Annotated in this window: 16 protein-coding genes; 2 read left to right on the top strand and 14 right to left on the bottom strand. The window is 68.7% G+C overall.

Annotation, left to right across the window (positions count from 1 at the left end):
• The 7 genes from glgX to glgA are packed head-to-tail and all read right to left on the bottom strand — an operon-like array spanning position 1 to position 12,127.
• Positions 1-2,118, bottom strand: a complete 2,118-nt coding sequence (gene glgX, locus ACZLIF_RS11770; protein WP_065176123.1) for a glycogen debranching protein GlgX — start codon at positions 2,116-2,118, stop codon at positions 1-3.
• Positions 2,105-2,275 (bottom strand): DUF2934 domain-containing protein, encoded by a 171-nt coding sequence (locus ACZLIF_RS11775; RefSeq protein WP_080375226.1) that lies wholly within the window; start codon positions 2,273-2,275, stop codon positions 2,105-2,107. The genes glgX and ACZLIF_RS11775 overlap by 14 nt, the downstream gene beginning before the upstream one ends.
• Positions 2,244-4,817 (bottom strand): malto-oligosyltrehalose synthase, encoded by a 2,574-nt coding sequence (treY, locus tag ACZLIF_RS11780; protein ID WP_128988263.1) that lies wholly within the window; start codon positions 4,815-4,817, stop codon positions 2,244-2,246. Before treY ends, ACZLIF_RS11775 begins: the two co-directional genes overlap by 32 nt.
• Positions 4,814-6,658, bottom strand: a complete 1,845-nt coding sequence (locus ACZLIF_RS11785) for a 4-alpha-glucanotransferase (protein WP_128988265.1) — start codon at positions 6,656-6,658, stop codon at positions 4,814-4,816. Before ACZLIF_RS11785 ends, treY begins: the two co-directional genes overlap by 4 nt.
• Entirely contained in the window at positions 6,655-8,373 is a 1,719-nt protein-coding gene (gene treZ, locus ACZLIF_RS11790) for a malto-oligosyltrehalose trehalohydrolase (RefSeq protein WP_128988267.1), read from the bottom strand. The genes ACZLIF_RS11785 and treZ overlap by 4 nt, the downstream gene beginning before the upstream one ends.
• On the bottom strand, positions 8,370-10,604 hold the full coding sequence (locus ACZLIF_RS11795; protein WP_128988269.1) for a 1,4-alpha-glucan branching enzyme: 2,235 nt from the start codon (positions 10,602-10,604) through the stop codon (positions 8,370-8,372). The genes treZ and ACZLIF_RS11795 overlap by 4 nt, the downstream gene beginning before the upstream one ends.
• Complete coding sequence (glgA, locus tag ACZLIF_RS11800) at positions 10,601-12,127, bottom strand: glycogen synthase GlgA (RefSeq protein WP_128988271.1); 1,527 nt, start codon at positions 12,125-12,127, stop codon at positions 10,601-10,603. Before glgA ends, ACZLIF_RS11795 begins: the two co-directional genes overlap by 4 nt.
• Positions 12,128-12,558: 431 nt before the next feature.
• Between glgA and ACZLIF_RS11805 the strand changes: the two genes are divergently transcribed.
• A complete protein-coding gene (locus ACZLIF_RS11805; RefSeq protein ID WP_065176127.1) occupies positions 12,559-12,987 on the top strand; it encodes a PAS domain-containing protein in 429 nt (142 codons plus the stop codon).
• Entirely contained in the window at positions 12,984-14,516 is a 1,533-nt protein-coding gene (locus tag ACZLIF_RS11810) for a flavodoxin domain-containing protein (RefSeq protein WP_128988273.1), read from the top strand. The genes ACZLIF_RS11805 and ACZLIF_RS11810 overlap by 4 nt, the downstream gene beginning before the upstream one ends.
• Before the next feature lie 45 nt (positions 14,517-14,561).
• Here ACZLIF_RS11810 and ACZLIF_RS11815 read toward each other — a convergent pair whose 3' ends face one another.
• From ACZLIF_RS11815 to ACZLIF_RS11845, 7 genes are read right to left on the bottom strand one after another with little or no spacing between them, the layout of a single operon-like run.
• Positions 14,562-15,230 (bottom strand): sulfate/molybdate ABC transporter ATP-binding protein, encoded by a 669-nt coding sequence (locus tag ACZLIF_RS11815; RefSeq protein WP_128988275.1) that lies wholly within the window; start codon positions 15,228-15,230, stop codon positions 14,562-14,564.
• On the bottom strand, positions 15,220-15,903 hold the full coding sequence (modB, locus tag ACZLIF_RS11820; RefSeq protein ID WP_065176130.1) for a molybdate ABC transporter permease subunit: 684 nt from the start codon (positions 15,901-15,903) through the stop codon (positions 15,220-15,222). The genes ACZLIF_RS11815 and modB overlap by 11 nt, the downstream gene beginning before the upstream one ends.
• Before the next feature lie 3 nt (positions 15,904-15,906).
• Positions 15,907-16,650, bottom strand: a complete 744-nt coding sequence (gene modA, locus ACZLIF_RS11825; protein ID WP_128988277.1) for a molybdate ABC transporter substrate-binding protein — start codon at positions 16,648-16,650, stop codon at positions 15,907-15,909.
• 19 nt (positions 16,651-16,669) lie between these two features.
• Positions 16,670-17,446, bottom strand: a complete 777-nt coding sequence (locus tag ACZLIF_RS11830) for a helix-turn-helix domain-containing protein (protein WP_111186845.1) — start codon at positions 17,444-17,446, stop codon at positions 16,670-16,672.
• 55 nt (positions 17,447-17,501) lie between these two features.
• Positions 17,502-17,867, bottom strand: a complete 366-nt coding sequence (locus tag ACZLIF_RS11835; protein WP_065183008.1) for a hypothetical protein — start codon at positions 17,865-17,867, stop codon at positions 17,502-17,504.
• Positions 17,864-18,421: a molybdenum cofactor guanylyltransferase gene (gene mobA / locus ACZLIF_RS11840; protein WP_478461976.1), complete on the bottom strand. Its 558-nt coding sequence runs from the start codon at positions 18,419-18,421 to the stop codon at positions 17,864-17,866. Before mobA ends, ACZLIF_RS11835 begins: the two co-directional genes overlap by 4 nt.
• Positions 18,393-18,887: a molybdenum cofactor biosynthesis protein MoaE gene (locus ACZLIF_RS11845; protein WP_065176134.1), complete on the bottom strand. Its 495-nt coding sequence runs from the start codon at positions 18,885-18,887 to the stop codon at positions 18,393-18,395. Before ACZLIF_RS11845 ends, mobA begins: the two co-directional genes overlap by 29 nt.
• Between the last annotated feature and the right edge of the window lie 3 nt (positions 18,888-18,890).

Consider the following 18,890-nt stretch of genomic DNA (forward strand, 5'->3'; position numbering starts at 1 on the left):
TCAGGCGCTGCTGGCCGCGAGCAGGCACAGGCTGCGCGGCGGCAGGGTCCAGTCGCCGGTGCCGTCCTGCTCCAGCGGCGCTTCGTCGGTCTGCAGCAGTACGCGCCGGAACGACAGCGCCTGATCCGATACGCGGAACCGCTGCGGCTGGTCTCCGGCATTCAACAGCAGGGCGAGGCTGACATGCCGCCCGGGCTCACGCAGGCCGCTGTCGGGGCTTCGACCGTCCAGCACAATCAGCAGCGCACGCAGTTCGGGGTCGTGCCAGTCCGCCTCCTCCATGCTGCGGCCGTCCGGATGCCGCCAGTCGATATCGCGCAGGCCCAGCGCTTCATCGTATTCACCGCGCAGGAACCGGTTCCTGCGCAGCAGGCCATAGCGCCGGCGCAGCGATAGTGCACGTCGCACGAATGCCACCTGCGCCTGCGCCGCCGGCTGCGAGGCACGCTCCCAGTCGATCCAGCTCAGCGGGTTGTCCTGGCAGTACGCATTGTTGTTGCCCTGCTGCGAATGACCGAACTCGTCGCCGGCCAGCAGCATGGGCGTGCCCTGCGACAGCAGCAGCGTGGCCAGCAGGTTGCGCATCTGCCGTGCACGCAACGACAGGATCGCCGGATCATCGGTGTCCCCCTCCACACCGTGATTGCTGGAAAGATTGTGCGAATGGCCATCGCGGTTGTCCTCGCCGTTGGCCTCGTTGTGGCGGTCGTTGTAGCTCACCAGATCGTGCAGGGTGAACCCGTCGTGTGCCGTCACCAGGTTGATGCTGGCCGACGGCCGCCTGCCGTGGTGTTCGAACAGGTCGGCCGAGCCGGTGAAACGGGTGGCGAACTCCGGCAGCTGCCCGCCATCGCCACGCCACAGCGCGCGCACTGTATCGCGGAAGCGGTCGTTCCATTCCGCCCAACCCGGCGGGAACTGGCCCAGCTGGTAGCCGCCCGGGCCGATGTCCCAGGGCTCGGCGATCAGCTTCACCTGGCTCAGGATCGGGTCCTGGCGTACCGCATCGAGGAAGCTGCCCGAGGCGTCGAAGCCATGGCGCTCACGGCCAAGAATGGTCGCCAGGTCGAAGCGGAAGCCGTCCACCCGCATCTCGGTCACCCAGTAGCGCAGCGAGTCCATCACCATGCGCAGCGCGCCGGCATTGGTCAGGTCGAACGTGTTGCCGGTGCCGGTATCGTTGATGTAATAGCGGCGATCATCGGCCAGGCGGTAGTAGCTGGCATTGTCGATGCCCTTGAACGACAGCGTGGGGCCCAGCTCGTTGCCCTCGGCGGTGTGGTTGTAGACCACGTCCAGGATCACTTCGATGCCGGCATTGTGCAGCCGCGCGACCATCTGCTTGAACTCGGCCACGGTGCCCATCGACAGGTAACGCGGCTGCGGGGCGAAGAAGCCGATGGTGTTGTACCCCCAGTAGTTGCGCAGCCCACGCTCGAGCAGCTGCTGGTCGTCCACGTAGGCGTGCACGGGCAGCAGCTCGATGGCGGTCACACCCAGATGGCTCAGGTGGTCCACCACCGCATCATGCCGCAGTGCAGAGAAGGTGCCGCGCTCGGCCTGCGGGACATCAGGATGCTGCATGGTCAACCCGCGCACGTGCGCTTCGTAGATCACGGTCCTGTCCCAGGCCGTTTCGGGTGCACGCTCGACACCCCAGCTGAAGGCCGGATCGATCACGGCGCAGCGTGGCATATAGCTGGCGCTGTCGCGGCGGTCGAAACTGAGATCGCCATCGCGATGGCCCAGGGTGTAGCCGAACAGGTGGGGCGCCCACTTCAGCTCGCCGACGATCTGCTTGGCGTAAGGGTCCAGCAACAGCTTGTTGGGATTGAAGCGATGCCCTTCCTCCGGCGCATACGGACCGTGCACCCGGTAGCCGTAGCGTTGCCCGGGTCTTACATCGGGCAGGTAGCCGTGCCAGATCTCATTGGTGTACTCGGGCAGCGCGATGCGTTCCACTTCGCGGTTGCGCGCGTCGAACAGGCAGAGTTCGACCCGGGTGGCGTGCCGCGAGTACAGCGCGAAGTTCACGCCCAGCCCGTCCCAGGTCGCCCCCAGCGGGAACGGCCGGCCTTCGCGCACGCGCGAGGTCTGTGCCCACTTACGGCTCGCCATCGCTGCCCTCCTCGCCGCGCGCCGCGGCAATCTCGGCCTCCACCAGCCGCTCGGCCATGTGCCAGTGCCGCTGCTGCTGGTCGTCCGGGCGCCCTTCCGCTTCCCATATCTGGTGGGCCAATGCCTCAATCCGCTGCCGTCGTTCCCTGCTGTCCATCCCTACCCGTCTCCTCGTTGATCCATACCGCCAGCGGGCTGCCAGCCAGAAGCCGTGCTGCATCCGCGGTTTCATTGAAATGCTCGATGCGTCCGTCCAGGAGGTTGCGCATGCGTCCCGCCGGAAGGCCGCGCAGCGTTGGGCCGGCCTGAACGTCACGCCCAACGTTCAGGCCGGGCCCGGGCACGGCGATGGGCGAGCCACGCTGCACGATCACCAGCAGTACCTGCGTCTGGTGCCTGCGCACGAACGCCAGCCAGGGCGAGCGCGCCGGCGCGGACAGCGGCTGCAGCTCGCCGTACAGGAAAAGGTGCGGGTGCCTGCGGCGGCAATCCAGCAGCTGCCGCAGCAGGAATGCCTTGATGCCGCCGTCCCGCCAGTCCTGCAGCAGCGCGGGCCAGGAGCGCGTGTCCCGCAGCCATGCCTGCCGCGCCGGATAGTCCACGGCCCGGCGGTTGTCCGGGTCCACCAGGCTCAGGTCCCAGCCTTCGCCGCCTTGATAGAGGTCAGGCACACCGGGCAGGCAGTGCTGCAGGCACAGCTGTGCCAATCCATTGCAGGCGCCCGCCGGCGCGATGCGGGCCACGAAGGTCGCCAGCGCCTCGCGCACCGGCAGCAAGGGTGCTCCCTCCAGCAGCGCGTGCAGCCACTGCACGGCGGCGTCCTCCACTGTCACATCGGGATCGGACCAGCTGCTGATCCGTTTGCCCTCGCGCAGGGCCTTGGTCAGCCAGTCCGCCATCCTGGATGCGAAGTCGGCACCGGGGGCGCCCTGCATCGGCCACGCCGCCACCAGCGCCTGCCACAGCGCATACGCCTCGGCGCCCGGCAACGGCAGCGGCATGCCGGCCTTGGCGGCCATCCGGCTCCAGCGCCGTACAGCATCCCGCCACTCCGCCGTGCAGGTGCTGAGCACCGCCAGCCGCGCCCGGCTGTCGCTGCCCCGCTTGTGATCGTGGGTCGCCAGTGCAAGCAGTGCCTTGGGATGGCGTCGCAGGCGCCGCGCTGCATGCTGCAGCAGCTCGCGTCCCTGCATGCCCAGCCGCTGCGGATCACTGCCGACTTCGTTGCGTGAGAGCAGTCTGAAGTAACGATAGAAGCCGGTATCCTCCACCGACTTGGCGTTCAACGGCGCGGCCAGCTGCCCGAAGCGCACGCGCAGCTCGCTTTCAGCCGGCGCCTGGCCGGGAAGTGCCTGCAGCAGCAGGTCCAGTGCCGCCCGTCCGGCACCGTCCAGCGCGGCTCGCGCCGCGGCAGCAGCGGCGACCAATGCCTTCCGCTCACCCGCGTCACGCAGCGAATACGGGCGATAGGTGCGGTAGTGCCGCAGCAGCGCGGCCAGCGCGCGCGCCAGGGCGGCCGTACCGATGTCGGCCTCGGCCAGCCGGGGCTGCAGAACCTGCTGCGCATTGCGCAGCAGGCGCTGGAAGTCGGTGTGAAGCGACTGGCGCAGCAGCATCCCGCGCGCGTCCTGCTGTATCTGGTCAAAGTCGCGCGTGTCGCCGCTCGCCGCCTGCCAGGCGCGCGCGAGCGCGGGCGCCGCTGCCGGATCGTGCAGCCACGCGCCGACCTGGTCCATGAAGTCATAGCCGGTGGTCCCGTCGCAGGCCCATCCCTCTGGCAGCTGCTCGCCCTCGGCCAGTATCTTCTCGACGTGCAGGGTCACCGCCTCCGGATCACGGCTCCCGGCTGCGCAGGCAGCGTTGATCGCTTCGCGCAGGCGCTGCAGATAGGTGCCGGGCGACGACAGGCCATCCACATGGTCGATGCGCAGGCCATCCACCCAGCCCTCACGCACCAGCCGCAACGGCAGCGCATGCACCGCTTCGAACACGTCCTCGCGCTCCACCCGCAGCGCGGCCAGTTCGTTGATATCGAAGAAGCGCCGGTAGTTCACCTGATCGCCTGCCGTGCGCCACCACGCCAGCCGGTAGTGCTGCCGCTGCAGCAGTGCCTGCAACCGCTCGACGCTGCGGTTGCAGCGTTCGGCCCACGCCGGCCACTGCGCGGCGTCCAGGGGATGACTGCGCGGCGACAACGGCAGGACCAGCCCATGATGGCGCAACCCTGGCCGCTCATCGTCCACCCCCACCCGCAGTACGCCGTCGCGCACGGCGTCGTGCAGTGGCCGGTCCAGCACCGGCAACCATAGCCGGCCTTCGCAGCCCGGCGCCTCCCAGTCGATGTCAAACCAGCCTGCGTGGCGGCTTCGACGCCCGTGCATCAGCACATCGCTCCACCAGTGGCTGTGCGGGGATGCCGCCAGATGGTTGGGCACGATGTCCAGGATCAGACCCAGGCCGTGTGAGCGCGCCGCGGTGGCCAGCTGGCGGAAGGCCGCTTCGCCGCCCAGCTGCGGATTGATGCTGGCCGGGTCGATGCCATCGTAGCCATGTGAGGACCCCGGGACCGCAGCCGCGATCGGCGACAGGTAAAGGTGACTGACGCCCAGTGCGGCGTAATACGGCACCTGCGCTGCGGCCGCTTCCAGGTCAAAGCCTGCGTGCAACTGCAGGCGCGCGGTGGCACGCAACCTCGTCATCGCCCTGCCCTGCGGCGCGTGTTGCTCAGGCGCGCCAGGCGCGCATCGGCGGCGGCACCGTCCCACGCCAGCGGCAACCGCCGTCGCCAGTTCGGATGGCCGCTGACGGTGCCTGGCAGGTTCACCTGCGCACGGCTGCCCAGCACATCTTCCAATGGCAGCAGCGCCAGCCGCGACGCTGCATGGGCAACCAGTGACAGCGCTCCGTCCTCCACGGCCGCGCCGTCACCACCGCAGACCGCGGCCAGCGCCTCCACGTCCCGCGCGCGCGCGCGCAGTGCTGCCGGCAGGTCCTCCAGCTCACCCAGGCGGGCACGCCAGCGCAGGTCGCGCCCGCGCAGCCAGCCGGCCAGTGGTGGCAGGTCGTGAGTGGACGGCATGGCCGCCGCATCGCGGCGCCACCGCGGCGCCGGCAGGAAGCGCTCGCCGTTGCGGGCGAACGGCAGCACCTCGATGCCCAGGATGCCCCGGGCTGCCAGCCGCTGGCGGATGCCCGGCGGCACCACCCCCAGGTCTTCACCGATCAGCACGCAGCGATGCCGCCACGATTCCAGCACCAGCAGATTGATCAGGTCATCGAATGGATAGCGCAGGTACACGCCCTGCCCGGCGCCAGCGCCGTGAGGCAACACCCACAGCCGCTGCAGGCCGAGGATGTGGTCGATGCGCAGGCCACCGCGGCCGGCCATCACGGCGCGCAGTACGCGGATGAACGGTGCAAAGCCCTCGCGGTGCAACGCCAACGGTGACCAGCTGGTGATGCCCCAGGCCTGGCCGAGCGGATTGAACGCATCCGGCGGCGCACCCAGTTCAAGCCCCTGCAGCAGATCGGCGCCACCGGTGCGTGCCTCGACGCCCTGCGGTGCACAGCCCACGGCCAGATCGGCAATCAATCCGATCGACGCGCCATCACTGCGCAGCGCCGCGTGCACCTGCACCCAGCCCTGCTGCGCCAGCCACTGCGCAAATGCATGGTCGTCGGCGCTCCCGGTGATCCCGTCGGCGGCATGCTGGCAATAGCGCAGCAGCGGTTCGCCCTGCGCATCGCACCAGGTCTCGATCTGCTCGCACTGTGCCGGTGCCTGCTGCCGCAGCCAGTGGCGCACCTGTCGCATCCAGCGCCACTTCAATGCCGCCGAGTGCGGCCAGTCGATGCGGCGTGCAGCGGTGGCGGCATCAATTGCCATCGCCAGTGCCTCGTCCTGGCCCAGCACGCTGTCGGCGGCTTCCGGCAGTACCTGCGAAAGGGATACCTGCAGCGGATCGAGCCAACGCCGGTCACTGGGCGAATAGGGGCTGTAGCCCGGGCCGGGTGGCAAGCCGGCGTGCAGCGGACTCAACGCCAGTGCATCGCCTCCATGCCGCTGCAGCAGCTCACGCCACTGCGCACAGCCGGCGCTGTCACCGATGCCTGCATCGCCGCGGGCGCGCAGACTGTAGACCTGCGCCGACAGACCCCAACCGCGCAGCATGCGCGGTGGCCACCAGGCTCGCGGCGGCGCCACCGCGACCGCCTGTTGCCGCCCGCCCTGGCGCCATTGCCAATAGCCCGGTTGATCCGGAACTCGCCAGCGCCCCTGCGTATCAGGCCGTGCTGGCAGCTCGCGCTCCTGTTCATCCACCCAGCACGCCCCCCCCGTCGCCTCCGGCATCGCCAGTACCTGACCACAGCAGGCGGTGAGCAAGCGGGGGCGCACCGGCGCGCCATCGCAGTGCAGCCCTTCCAGCACCGCGCGAAGCACGTCCGGCGCGACATCGCGCTCGACGCCGGCCACGTCGGTCCAGCGCTCCAGGAGACCTGCCCGGCGTGCGGCGTCCCGAACCGATGTATCCGTCCTCATGCCGCCACCCAGCACGCAACAACACTGCCGCCTGCCGGCAGCACACCGGCAACGTCGGGACCCACAACGCGCTCGCCGGCCGGCACCGCATGCGCCACGGGCCGTGGGCCCACATTGATCGCGATCCACCATTGGCCCGATGGCAGCTGCCAACCCGCCTGCACCGCCCCCTCGCCAAGCACCCGCGCACCCAGCGACCGGGCCTGCAGCAGGCCGGGCTGCAGATAGCGTCTGCGCAGGGCCAAAAACCCGCCTGTGCAACGCAGCCATTGCTGCGACCAGGGATCATCGCCGGGCGGCGGCGTGTACGAGACCTGCAGGGTGGCCGGATCGTTCGGGTCCGGAATACGCGCACGCGAGGCGGCATCGGCGAAGGCACTGAAGCCGGAAAACTCGCGGCGACGCCCCTCGCGCACCGCCTCGTCCAGCGGCGGCGCATAGTCGGTGAAGAACAGGAACGGCGACCGCGCCTGCCACGGTTCACCCATGAACAGCAGCGGGATCATCGGCGTCAGCAGGGTCAGCGCCAGCGCCGCGCGCAGCCGCGCCGGGTCCACCAGCATCGACAGGCGCTCGCCGAAGGCACGGTTGCCCACCTGGTCGTGGTTCTGCGCGAATACAACGAAACGCGCGGGCGACAGGTCGCTGCTGGGTTCGCCGCGGGGATGGCCGCCCAGGTCAGGTTCACCCTGCCAGGCGAATCCTTCTGCCAGGCAGCGGGCCAGCAGCGCGTCGGCGCGACCGGCGTAGGCCGCGTAATAGCCTTCCTGCTCGCCGGTCAGCATCACGTGCAGCGCGTTGTGGAAGTCGTCGTTCCATTGCCCCTGATAGGCACCGCGCAGCCACCGCGCCTGGTTGCGTTCGTTCTCCAGCACCAGGTGCGCGTGCGGCACCTCCGCGCGCACCTCATCGGCCAGCTGCTGCAGGAAGCGGTCATCGTCGATGGCGTGTACCGCGTCCAGGCGCAGCCCATCGAAGCCATAGTCGCGCAACCACATCAGCGCATTGTCGATGAAGAAGCGCCGCACCCAGGGCTGGCGGAAGTCGATCGCCTCACCCCAGGGGGTGCTGCGATCGTCACGGAAGAACGCCCGCGCGTAGTCACGCAGAGGGTTGCCCTGCGGTCCGAAGTGGTTGTAGACCACATCCAGCAGCACCGACAGTCCGGCATCATGCGCCGCGTCGATGAAAGCCTTCAGCGCTGCCGGCCCGCCGTAGACATGGGCCGGTGCGTAGGGGAACACACCGTCGTAGCCCCAGTTGCGCCGGCCGGGAAACTGCGCAACCGGCATCAGCTCGATGGCGGTGATGCCCGTTGCGGCCAGCATCGGCAGCTGCGCGGTCAGTGCAGCGAGGCCGCCGCCTGCCTCGATGTGCACCTCACAGATGACCAGGTCCTGCCAGGCGGGCCCCTGCCACGTGGCCTGCGCCCTGCCGGTGTCCAGCACCACGGCGCTGTCGCCATCGACGCCGTCCGGCTGCCAGCGCGAGGCCGGATCTGGCACGTCCTGGCCTGAAGGGAGGCGGAACCGGTACCGGTCGCCATGCGATGCCTGTGTCCGCAGCCAGTGGCAACCGTCCGGCTCGCGTTGCATCGGCCGCAGCGCGCCCTGCAGGCACAGCGTCATCGTGTCCGCGTCCGGCGCCCACACACGGAACTCCACCCCCTCACCGGCCGCACGCCAAGCGCCCAGACGCGGGGACGCTGTGGTCATGCATCAACCTGCAGGTACAGCGTGGACAGCGGCGGCAGGGTCAGCCGCAGCGACTGGGCGTGGCCATGCATCGGCCTTGGCTCGGTCTGCACCGCTCCGAGGTTGCCCGCATTGCCGCCGTTGTAATGCGCGCTGTCGGTGTTGAGGCGTTCCGTCCAGCGCCCCGGTTGCGGCACGCCAACCCGGTAACCCTCGCGCAGCACCGGGGTGAAGTTGCTCACCACCAGCAGGGTGCGGCCGCTGCCGGCAGGATCCCGGCGGATGAAGGCATACACGCTGTTGCGGCTGTCATCGGCCACGCTCCAGTCGAAACCGCGTTCATCGCGCTCGTCACGATGCAGCGCGGGTTCGGAGCGGAGCACGGCATTGAGGTCGCCCACCAGACGCGACAGGCCCCGGCCCTCACTGCTGGTCGCCTGTTCCCAGTCCAGTGCTGCATCGTGCGACCACTCATGTCCCTGGCCGAACTCGCCGCCCATGAACAGCAGTTTGCTGCCCGGGTGCGCCCACATGAAGCCGTAATACGCACGAAGCTGGGCCAGCCGCTGCGCCGGTTCGCCTGCCATCTTGGCCAGCAGCGCGCCCTTGCCATGCACCACCTCGTCATGCGACAGCGGAAGCACGAAGCGTTCGGAGAAGGCGTACACCAGGCCGAAGCTGATCTCGCTGTGGTGATGCTGGCGATGGACAGGATCGCGCCCCAGGTACTGCAGGGTGTCGTGCATCCAGCCCATGTTCCATTTGTGGGTGAAGCCAAGCCCGCCCTCCTCCACCGGCGCGGTCACCCCCGGCCACGCGGTGGATTCCTCGGCAATCACCAACACGTCCGGGAAGCGCTCACGCAGGGTCTGGTTCATCCGCCTCAGGAAGGCGACCGCCTGCAGGTTCTCTCGCCCGCCCTGCTCGTTGGGTATCCACTCACCGTCAGCACGGCTGTAATCCCGGTACAGCATGGACGCCACTGCGTCCACGCGCAGTCCGTCGATATGGAACCGCTCCACCCACTCCAAGGCACTACCGATCAGGTAAGCGGCCACTTCGTTGCGGCCATAGTTGTAGATCAGCGTGTCCCAGTCGGCGTGCACCCCTTCGCGCGGGTCGGCATGCTCATACAACGCGGTTCCGTCGAAACCGGCCAGGCCATGCGCGTCGTTGGGGAAGTGTGCGCTCACCCAGTCCACGATCACCCCCACTCCGGCCTGGTGACAGCGATCCACGAAGCGCGCGAAGGCGTGCGGCGTCCCATGGCGCGCCGTCGGTGCGTAGATCCCCAGCGGCTGATAGCCCCAGGAGCCGCCGAAGGGATGCTCGCTGACCGGCAGCAGTTCGATGTGGGTGAAGCCGAGTCCGGCCACGTACGGAATCAGCCGGTCGGCCAGCGCATCCCAGTCCAGCGGTGCGCCATCATCGCCGCGCTGCCAGGAGCCCGCATGTACCTCGTAGATGGACAGCGGCGCGCCGGCGCTTGCCTGGCGCCGGGCCGCCCTCCAACCCTCGTCATGCCACTGCATCGGCGCCGCCGAAGGCACGCGTGAGGCGGTGGCCGGTGGCAGTTCGGCCCAGCGCGCCATCGGGTCGAACTTGTCGGGCATCACCTGGCCATCAGCCCCGACAATGCGGAACTTGTAGCGGGCACCCGCCTGCACGCCGGGCAGGAACAGTTCCCACACGCCAGCCGCATGGCGCAGCCGCATCGGATGGCGTCGGCCATCCCATCCGTTGAAATCGCCGACCACGGCGACCCGCCGCGCATTGGGCGCCCACACCGCGAAGCGCACGCCGGCGATCCCCTGCACCTGCATCGGGACCGCGCCCAGCTGGCGCGCCGCATCGGCATCACCGGCATGGAAGCGTTGCAGCAGCGCCTCGTCCAGCAGCGGGCCGAAGGCATAGGCATCGTGCACCTGCTCCACACCCTGCTCGAAATGCAGGGCAAGCAGCGGCACCGCCGCTTCACCGGCGGCGCCCTCGAACAGGCCGGGCAAGGGGCCCGGGTGCAGATCCCAGCGTCGCCCGTCCTCTCCGATCACCTCGACGCGCTGCGCGTGCGGCACCAGCACGCGCAACCGCCGTTCACCCTCGCGCTGGCGGTGCGGGCCCAGCCAGGCAAATGCATCTGCCGGGCGGGCATGGACGAGGTCCTCCAGCGCCGGCGCGATGCGGTGATCCAGTGCTGTGTCTGCGGTGGTGTCGTCCTCGAGGGCGGCCAGATGCGTGCTGTCGTGGCTCATGCGGCCACCTGGCAGGTCTGCTGGTACAGCGCCAGATAGGCTCGCCCGGCCGCATCCCAGCCGCCCGGCCGCAGCATGGCGGCGCGGCGCATGGCCTGCAGCAGGCCTGGCAGACGGAAGGTGCGCATCGCCCGCTCCACGCAGCGGCGCAGGCCATCGGCATTGGCACCGTGGAACAGGAAACCGGTCACGCCATCCTCGACGGTGTCCACCAGCCCGCCCGTCGCATGCGCGACCGGCAGGCAGCCGAAGCGCTGCGCGTACATCTGGCTGAGCCCGCAGGGTTCAAAACGCGAAGGCATCAGCAGGAAGTCGGCGCCGGCGAACATCTGGCGCGCCAGCGCTTCCTCGAACCCGATGAATGCGCCCACCCGCCCCGGGTAGCGCCGGGCCAGCGCCTGCACCTGTGCTTCCACCTGCGGCTCGCCGCCGCCGATGACGACCAGCTGCCCCCCGGCCGCGACGATCTGTGGCGCCACGTCACAGGTGATGTCCAGCCCCTTCTGGTGCACCAGGCGGGAAACCACCGCGAACAGCGGGCCGGTCGAGGGCGCCAGGCCGAACGCCCTGCGCACCGCATGTGCGTTGGTCGCGCGTCCGGTCCATTCGCCGATGCCGAAGTGCGCCTTGAGGTGGATGTCGCGTCGCGGATCCCAGCTGGCGTCGATGCCGTTGACGATGCCGCTCAGGTGACCGCCGGCGGCGCGCCGGGCCAGCAGATCATGCAGTCCGCATCCATCATCCGGGGCGGTGATCTGCTGTGCATAGCGCAGGCTGACTGTGTTCAGCCGCGTGGCATTGGTGATGCCGCCCTGCAGGAATGACATCTGTCCGTGGAAGTGCAGTTCATCCAGGTGCGCGGCCGGTACGCCCAGCACCGGCGCAAGCGCATACGGGAACAGGCCCTGGTAAGCCAGGTTGTGGATCGTCAGCAGCGTCGGCACGGCCGTCCGGTCCCAACGCACGTAGGCGGCGGCCATGGCCACCGGCCAGTCATTCAGGTGCAGCAGCTGCGGTGACCAGTCCAGCCCGGCACGCCCGGCCGCAATCTCCGCAGCCGCGTGTGACAGCGTGGCGAAGCGAACCGCGTTGTCCTTCCACTCCTGTCCCTGCCCATCCACGTAGGGCGAGCCTTCCCGCTCATACAGCTCAGGCGAGAGCAGCACGTAGATCGGCAGGCCGTCGGCCTGCACCGCCATGCCGATGGTGCACGCAGGCAGGCCGGCCCTTGGGCTGACCTGCCCCACCGGCCGCAGCTGCGGCAGGCGCTGCAGCACCTCCGGGTAGCCGGGAAGCAGCACGCGCGAATCACACGCGCCGCGCACCGCGCGTGGCAGGGCCGCGGCCACATCGCCCAGGCCTCCCGCCTTGACGAAGTCGGCCATTTCGGTCGCGACAAACAGCACGCGCTGTACCAGTTCCGGCAACTTCAACGGCTGTGAGTGGCCCCGGCGGGTCCCGATGGGTACAGATGCACCGGGAGGCGTCGCAACGGGTGAAGCGGACTGGACGACGCGGGCCATGGCGATGATCTCGGAAGTGTTCAGGCAGACGGACGCCAACGGCGCCCGGACGGGCGCTGAAGCGGAGAGGGAAGTCGACGCAGAACGTGGGGGACGTCAGCGAGAGGCTCAGGAGGACAATAGCCCCGCATGCGATCAATCGGCCGTGAAGCCCTGGCGATTTCTTTGTGACAACGCGTCATGAGCTGAGTACGCATGCCGCGTTCATCACGCCCATCGATGCCTCCCGGACGGGACATCCACCTGGATGCCGTGCGCGCGCTGCCCGTGGCCTGGGTGGTGGCGGTCGGCTGGGTGCCATATGCGACATCCCGTCGCAGGCGGTCCCTGCCTCCCCCTTGACCAATGTCAAACCGGCCGCCGGCACGCGGGGGTATCTCTATGCAGGACCCGAACATGCCGGCGTTTCCGGCAGCCACAAGGACCCTGCAATGCACGACACCCCCGACAACAGCCAGCTCCTGAACGCCCTGCAGAAGGTCATGGTGATCTCCACCACTGACCTGCAGGGCAACATCACCTACGCCAATGATCTGTTCTGCACGCTCACCGGCTTCGCACGTGAAGAACTGATCGGCCAGCCGCACAGCATCGTGCGCCATCCGGATGTGCCCAAGGCCGTCTACAAGGACATGTGGGACACGATCAAGGCCGGCGGCATCTGGACCGGCATCGTGCCGAACCTGGGCAAGGGTGGCGTGCTCTATGTGGTCGACACCACCGTGCAGCCGCTGTTCGACGCCGAAGGCAACATCACCGCGTACATCAGCATCCGCCGCGTGGTGAACGACCTGATGCAGGACTTCGAGCAGGTCGAGTTCAGCAAGGAGAAATTCGACGACTTCTACGAGGCCGCGTGAACACCATCGCTGCCACACCGGTTCGCCGCCTGCTGGTGGGTTTCGCCTCCGAATCGGGCAATGCCCGCGCCCTGGCCCAGCGCCTGGGCGCGGACCCTGGCCTGCAAGCGCTCGCGCCGCAGGTGCTGCCGTTCAACGACATTGACGTTGCCAGCCTGGGCCAGGGCGATGTGCTGCTGGCGATCTCCAGTTCGTTCGGCGACGGCGAGCCGCCCGCCAACGGCGAACGCTTCTTCCAGAGCGTGTGCCAGACCGGGTCGCTGCCCGGCCTGCGCTACGCGGTGTTCGGCCTGGGCGACACCGGCTACCCTCGATTCTGCGGCTTCACCCGAGCGCTGGACGCGGCGCTGAGCGAACGCCAAGCCCAGCCGCTGCTGCGGCGGGTCGACGCCGACCTCGGCTATGAACGGTTCTTCCAGCAGTGGCAGCCGGTGCTCCGCCAGGTACTCGAGGGCGATGCCGCCGCCGGCCAGGACCTGCATCTGCAGGTTACCGCCTACGGTGACGACAATGCCTTCGCCGCGCCCATCGTCGAGCGCCACCGCGTCAACAGCAGTGATCCGGCCGCGTGGCACCTGCAGCTGGATATTTCCGGCAGTGGCATGGTCTACCGCGCCGGCGACACGGTGCACGTGCTGCCGGACCACGACCCTGCACTGCTGCAGGCCCTTGCCACCTGGTACGGCGACAATGCGGCCATCGCCATGCTGCAGGACCGCGAACTGCGGCTGCTGGGCAGGGGCGTGCTGCGCGAGCTGGCCAGGCTGGGCGACAGCGAGCGGTTGAAGTCGCTGCTGAAGGTCAGCCAGAAGCGCGAGCTGGATGCCTACCTGCACGGTCTGGACGTGCTGGATATCCTGCAGGACCACGCCAGCCCGGACCGCGTGCCGCTGGCCAGGCTGCGCGACATCCTGTCAGCGCGCCTGCCACGGGCCTACTCTATCGCCTCGCATCCCGGCAACGGCCAGCTGAGCCTGTGCATACGCGAAGTGCGCTACACCCTGCGCGGCCGCGAGCGTTCCGGTACCGCCACCGGCAGCCTGCTGCGGGGGGGCAGCCACGCCCGCGTGTACTGCCGCTCCAATCCTGGCTTCCATCTGGCCGACACCGGCAGCGCGCCCCTGCTGCTGATCGGCACCGGCACCGGCATCGCGCCGCTGATCGGCCTGGTGCAGCAGGTGCAGGCCAATGGCTGCGGACGCGAACTGCATCTTGTGTTCGGCGAGAAGCATTGCGAACACGATTACCTGTATCGCGAGCAGCTGCAGGACTGGCATGCGCGCGGCGTGCTCGCCGGCCTGCATCCTGCCTTCTCGCGTGACGGAACCGAAAAGGTGTATGTGCAGCATGTGCTGCGGCAGCGCGCCCGCGAAGTAAGGCAGGTGTTGTCCCGCGGCGGGCACCTGTACCTGTGCGGCAACAAGCGCCACCTGGAAGACGCGGTGCGCGAGGCCATCGACGCCATTGGCGGCCAGGGGCATTGGGACCTGCTGCGCGGGGAGGGCCGCATTCACTGCGAGCTGTACTGACCCTGCATCGATTCGGCCGGCCGTGGCCCGGCACGAGCGCATGCATCAATCGCCGACGACCCGGCCGTCCGCCATGTGCGCGACCTGCTGGCCGAAGACGACGGCATCCTGAGGATCGTGGCTGATCAGCAGCAGCGGAATGCCGGTACTGTCCAGCACCGCCGCCAGCTCCTCGCGCAGGTGCTGGCGCAGGTCATGGTCCAGTGCGGCGAACGGCTCGTCCAGCAGCAATGCCTGCGGTTGGGTCACCATGACCCGCGCCAGGGCCGTACGCTGACGCTGGCCGCCGGAGATCTGCGACGGCAGAAGATCCCCCACGTGGTCGATACGGAACGCCTGCAGCCACTGCTCGACGACGTCGAAGCGCTGGCCACGGCGTGGATTGAACCACCCCCGCTGCAGCCCGAACGCCACGTTCTGGCGCACGCTCAGGTGGGGAAACAGCGCGTAGTCCTGGAACACGTACCCCAGGCGACGCCGCTGCGGTGGCAGGTCGACCCGCGCGTGGGAATCGAACAGCACCTGCCCCTGCAGCGTTACATGGCCCTGTCCGGGACGCAGCAGTCCGGCCACGGCCTTGAGCGTCAGGCTTTTGCCTGCCCCGGACGGGCCGAACACCACCACCTGGCGCTGCGTGCACTGCAGCGTGACGTCCAGTTCGAAGACTTGGCCCGCTGCCTGCATCCGGCGCTGCACCTTCAGGTCAAGCCACATCGCGCAGCTCCCTGCGATGCCCGCCCACCAGGCGTGCCGCCAGCAGCAGGATGACGATGCACACTACCGACGTCAGGATCACGAGCGCATTGGCCCTGCCGTCCTGCCCTGCCTGCACCGCCTCGTAGATGGCGATCGACAGCGTCTGCGTACGACCCGGGATGCTGCCGGCCACCATCAGCGTCGCGCCGAACTCACCCATCGCCCGGGCAAACGCCAGCAGGAGGCCGGCGAGAATGCCGCGCCAAGCCAGCGGCAGCGTGATGCGGAAGAACACCGCCGCCTCCGACACGCCGAGCGTGCGCGCGGCCTGCTCCAGCTGCCCGTCCACATCCTCGAACGCCGCGCGTGCCGGCTTGAACACCAGCGGCAGCGAAGCCACTGCCGCGGCGACCACCGCCGCCTGCCAGGTAAAGATCAGGTTGATGCCGAACCACGACTGCAACCACGCGCCGATGGGGCCGTTGCGCCCTATCAGCACCAGCAGGTAATAACCGAGCACCGTCGGCGGCAGCACCATCGGCAGGGTCAGCAGCGAATCCAGCAGTTCGCGGCCGGGGAAGCGCCGACGCGCCAGCAACGCCCCCAATCCAACGCCCAGCACCAGATTGATCGCCGTGGCCCAGCCGGCGACCTTCAGCGACAACCCCAGCGCGCTCCAGTCCAGGTCCATCCGTCAGGGCTTGCCGAACCCGTGCCTGGCCAGGATCGCCTGGCCTTGTGCCGACCGCACGAAGGTGGCGAAGCGCCTGGCTTCGGCTGGCTGCGTGCTGGCCCGGGTCACCGCCAGCGGATAGGCGATGCGTCCGGACACCGGCACTGCGAAGGCACGACGCACGCGGTCGGCCATGGCCTGTGCGTCGGTGGCGTAGACGAAACCGGCGTCCACTTCGCCCCGCGCCACGTAATCCAACGACTGGCGCACGTTCTGCGTGGTGACGATCCTGCCCTGCACCGACGGCCACAGGCCCGCCGCTTCCAGCGCACCCTTGGCATAGCGGCCGACCGGCACGCTGTCCGGGTTGCCCAGCGCGAGGCGCCGCACGTCGGCACCCGCGAGATCCTTCAGGCTACGCGGCCCGCCCCTGGTCTGCGGCGGCACCACCACCCACAGCGCGTTCACCGCAAACACCTCGCGGGTACCGGCAGCCAGCAGGCCCTGCCGCTGTGCCTGATCCATGGTGACTTCGTCGGCCGAAGCAAACACATCGACCGGTGCGCCCCGGCTGATCTGCTGCAGCAGCACGCCGGAGGCGGCGAAGTTGAAATCGACCCGGGCGCCGGGATGGGCCTTCTCATAGGCGGCACCGAGTTCACGGAAGCTCTCGGTCAGGCTCGACGCCGCCGATACCGTCAGCTCGGCCGCGTACGCCGGCAGCGACGCCAGCACCCCCAGCACTACCAGTCCCGCTCGCGTCATCGTCGGCTCCCGGCCAGATTCAGTTCGGATCGGATTCATCGGCCGATGCCAGCAATGCCAGGCGCTCGGGCTGCAACAACAGGATTTCCCGCTGCCTGACCGCGATGATCCCATCATCGCTCAGCCGGCGCAGCACGCGGCTGGCGGTTTCCGGTGCCATCCGCAGGTAATTGGCGATCTCGGTGCGTGCCATCGTCAGGTTGAACCGGGTGGCGGAGAACCCGCGGCGTGCGTAGCGCTCGGACATGTCCAGCAGGAACGCGGCCATCCGCTCTTCGGTGCGATGGTTGGCCGCCAGCAGGGCAACCTTGCCGATCTCCGCACTGAGCAGGCTGAACAGCCGCGCCTGCAGGCCCGGCATGCGGGTGGCCAGCAGGCTCAGCCTGGGGAATGAGATCCGGCACAGGTACACGGTATCCAGCGCCACGGCATTGCAGGGAAAGCGCGCCTCGTGGATCGCGTTCAGGCCGATCACCTCACCGGGCAGACTGAAACCGAGCACCTGCTCGTTGCCCTGGCTGTCATCGACAAACGTCTTGACCATGCCGGCACGCACCGCCGCGATCGAATCGAACGGCTCGCCGGCGCGGAAGATGTAGTCGCCCGCGTGGAACGGGCCGACATGGTCGACCAGCACATGCAGTTCGCCCAGCGCGGCCTTGTCATACCCCTGCGACATGCAGGCATCGGAGAATGCACAGGTACTGCAGAAGTGCAGCGCGTCGCCGTCATCGGCAGCGGCGGGGTTCGGCGTCGCCGCGCCCTGGCGAACCTGTGGGGACGGAGTGGAGAACATCACGGAATGCCTGGATGAAGGCCTTCATCATACGGCAGGCGTGCCACGGCCGGTCTCACGGCGGCGGACGCTGCCCCCGCCGCTGATGGCCGCGCTGGCGCATGCTGTCGCGCACATCCACGTCGAACTGAAGCTGCAACGAACTTTCATCATCCAGCGCGATGGAAAATTCCAGACCATCACGCGACGGCAGTCGTGCTGCCAGCCCCTGCACTGCATCGCGCGGCAGCACCAGCCGGCAGACCGTGCCACCGTCCAGCAGCACCGCCTGGTCGCCCCCATGCAGCGACAACGCGGTTCCCCACCCGCCCGTGCCACCAAACCGGGTCAGGTTCTCCAGCGAGTCACCGGCCAGCAGTGCTGCCAGTTCCTCTTCATCGACACGCAGGCGCATGGATTGCCGCTGCAGCTGGACTTTCATGTTGCGATGGACTCCCAGTCGGCCCCGGTATTGCAGTTGAACAGCAAGGCACGCTCATTCTCAGGCAGCGGCAACGCCGTCGCCGCCAGCCGCTCCTGCAGGGCACGCAGCGAACGCCGCGCCTGTGGATCTTCGATCAAGGTCCGCAGGGCCCGCCGGCAATGATCATTGATCTGCAGACACATCGGCAATGGCTCGCCGGAGAACACGCTGCAGGCGGAAGGCACCCCGTGCAGCCGATGCAGCAGGGCGCCGGTCAAGCTGGGCATGTCCACCGGCACCACCCACGCAACGGTATCGGGCATGGCCAGGGACACGCTGTAAAGCCCACCCAGCGGGCCGCAGCGCGCGACCTGGTCGGGAATGCCATCGAAGGCCGGATAGTCACCGCTCACCCACACCCGCTGCGCACCGGCCTCGATCAACACGTCACGCATGTGCTCAAGCAGGGTGCGCCCGCGCCAGGGCAGCAGCGCCTTGTCGCGGCCCATGCGGCTGGACAGGCCTCCAGCCAGCACGATGCCGTCAATGGCCGTGCTCGTGGTCATGGCCATGTGCGGGCGTGCTGTCGGCATGGCACAGGCTGCAGCCCTCGCTCCAGGCGCTGTCGCCATCCTCATAGTGTTCCTGCTTCCAGATCGGGCACTGGTGCTTCACTGCCTCGATCAGCTGCCGGCACGCGCGGAATGCTTCGTCCCGGTGCGGGCTGCCGGCGGCCACCACCACAGCCACATCGCCGATGCCCAGCCGCCCCCTGGCATGCGCCACATACAGCTTCAGGCGCGGCCCGAACGCCGCCTCCACCTCGGCCGCCAGGCGCTGGATTTCGTTCAGCACCAGCGGCTCGAACAGATCGTAAGTGATGCCCGTGACCACTCGGCCGACGTTCACGTCACGTACCTTGCCGATGAACACGTCGATACCGCCGAAACCCGGGTCGGACACCGCGGCGATCCCTTCTGCCGGGTCGATCGCCCCCTGCGCCCGGTCCACCACCTTCGCAATCGGTTTCGCGTCCATCGC

Source organism: Stenotrophomonas sp. 2201_Sma, assembly GCF_056486685.1.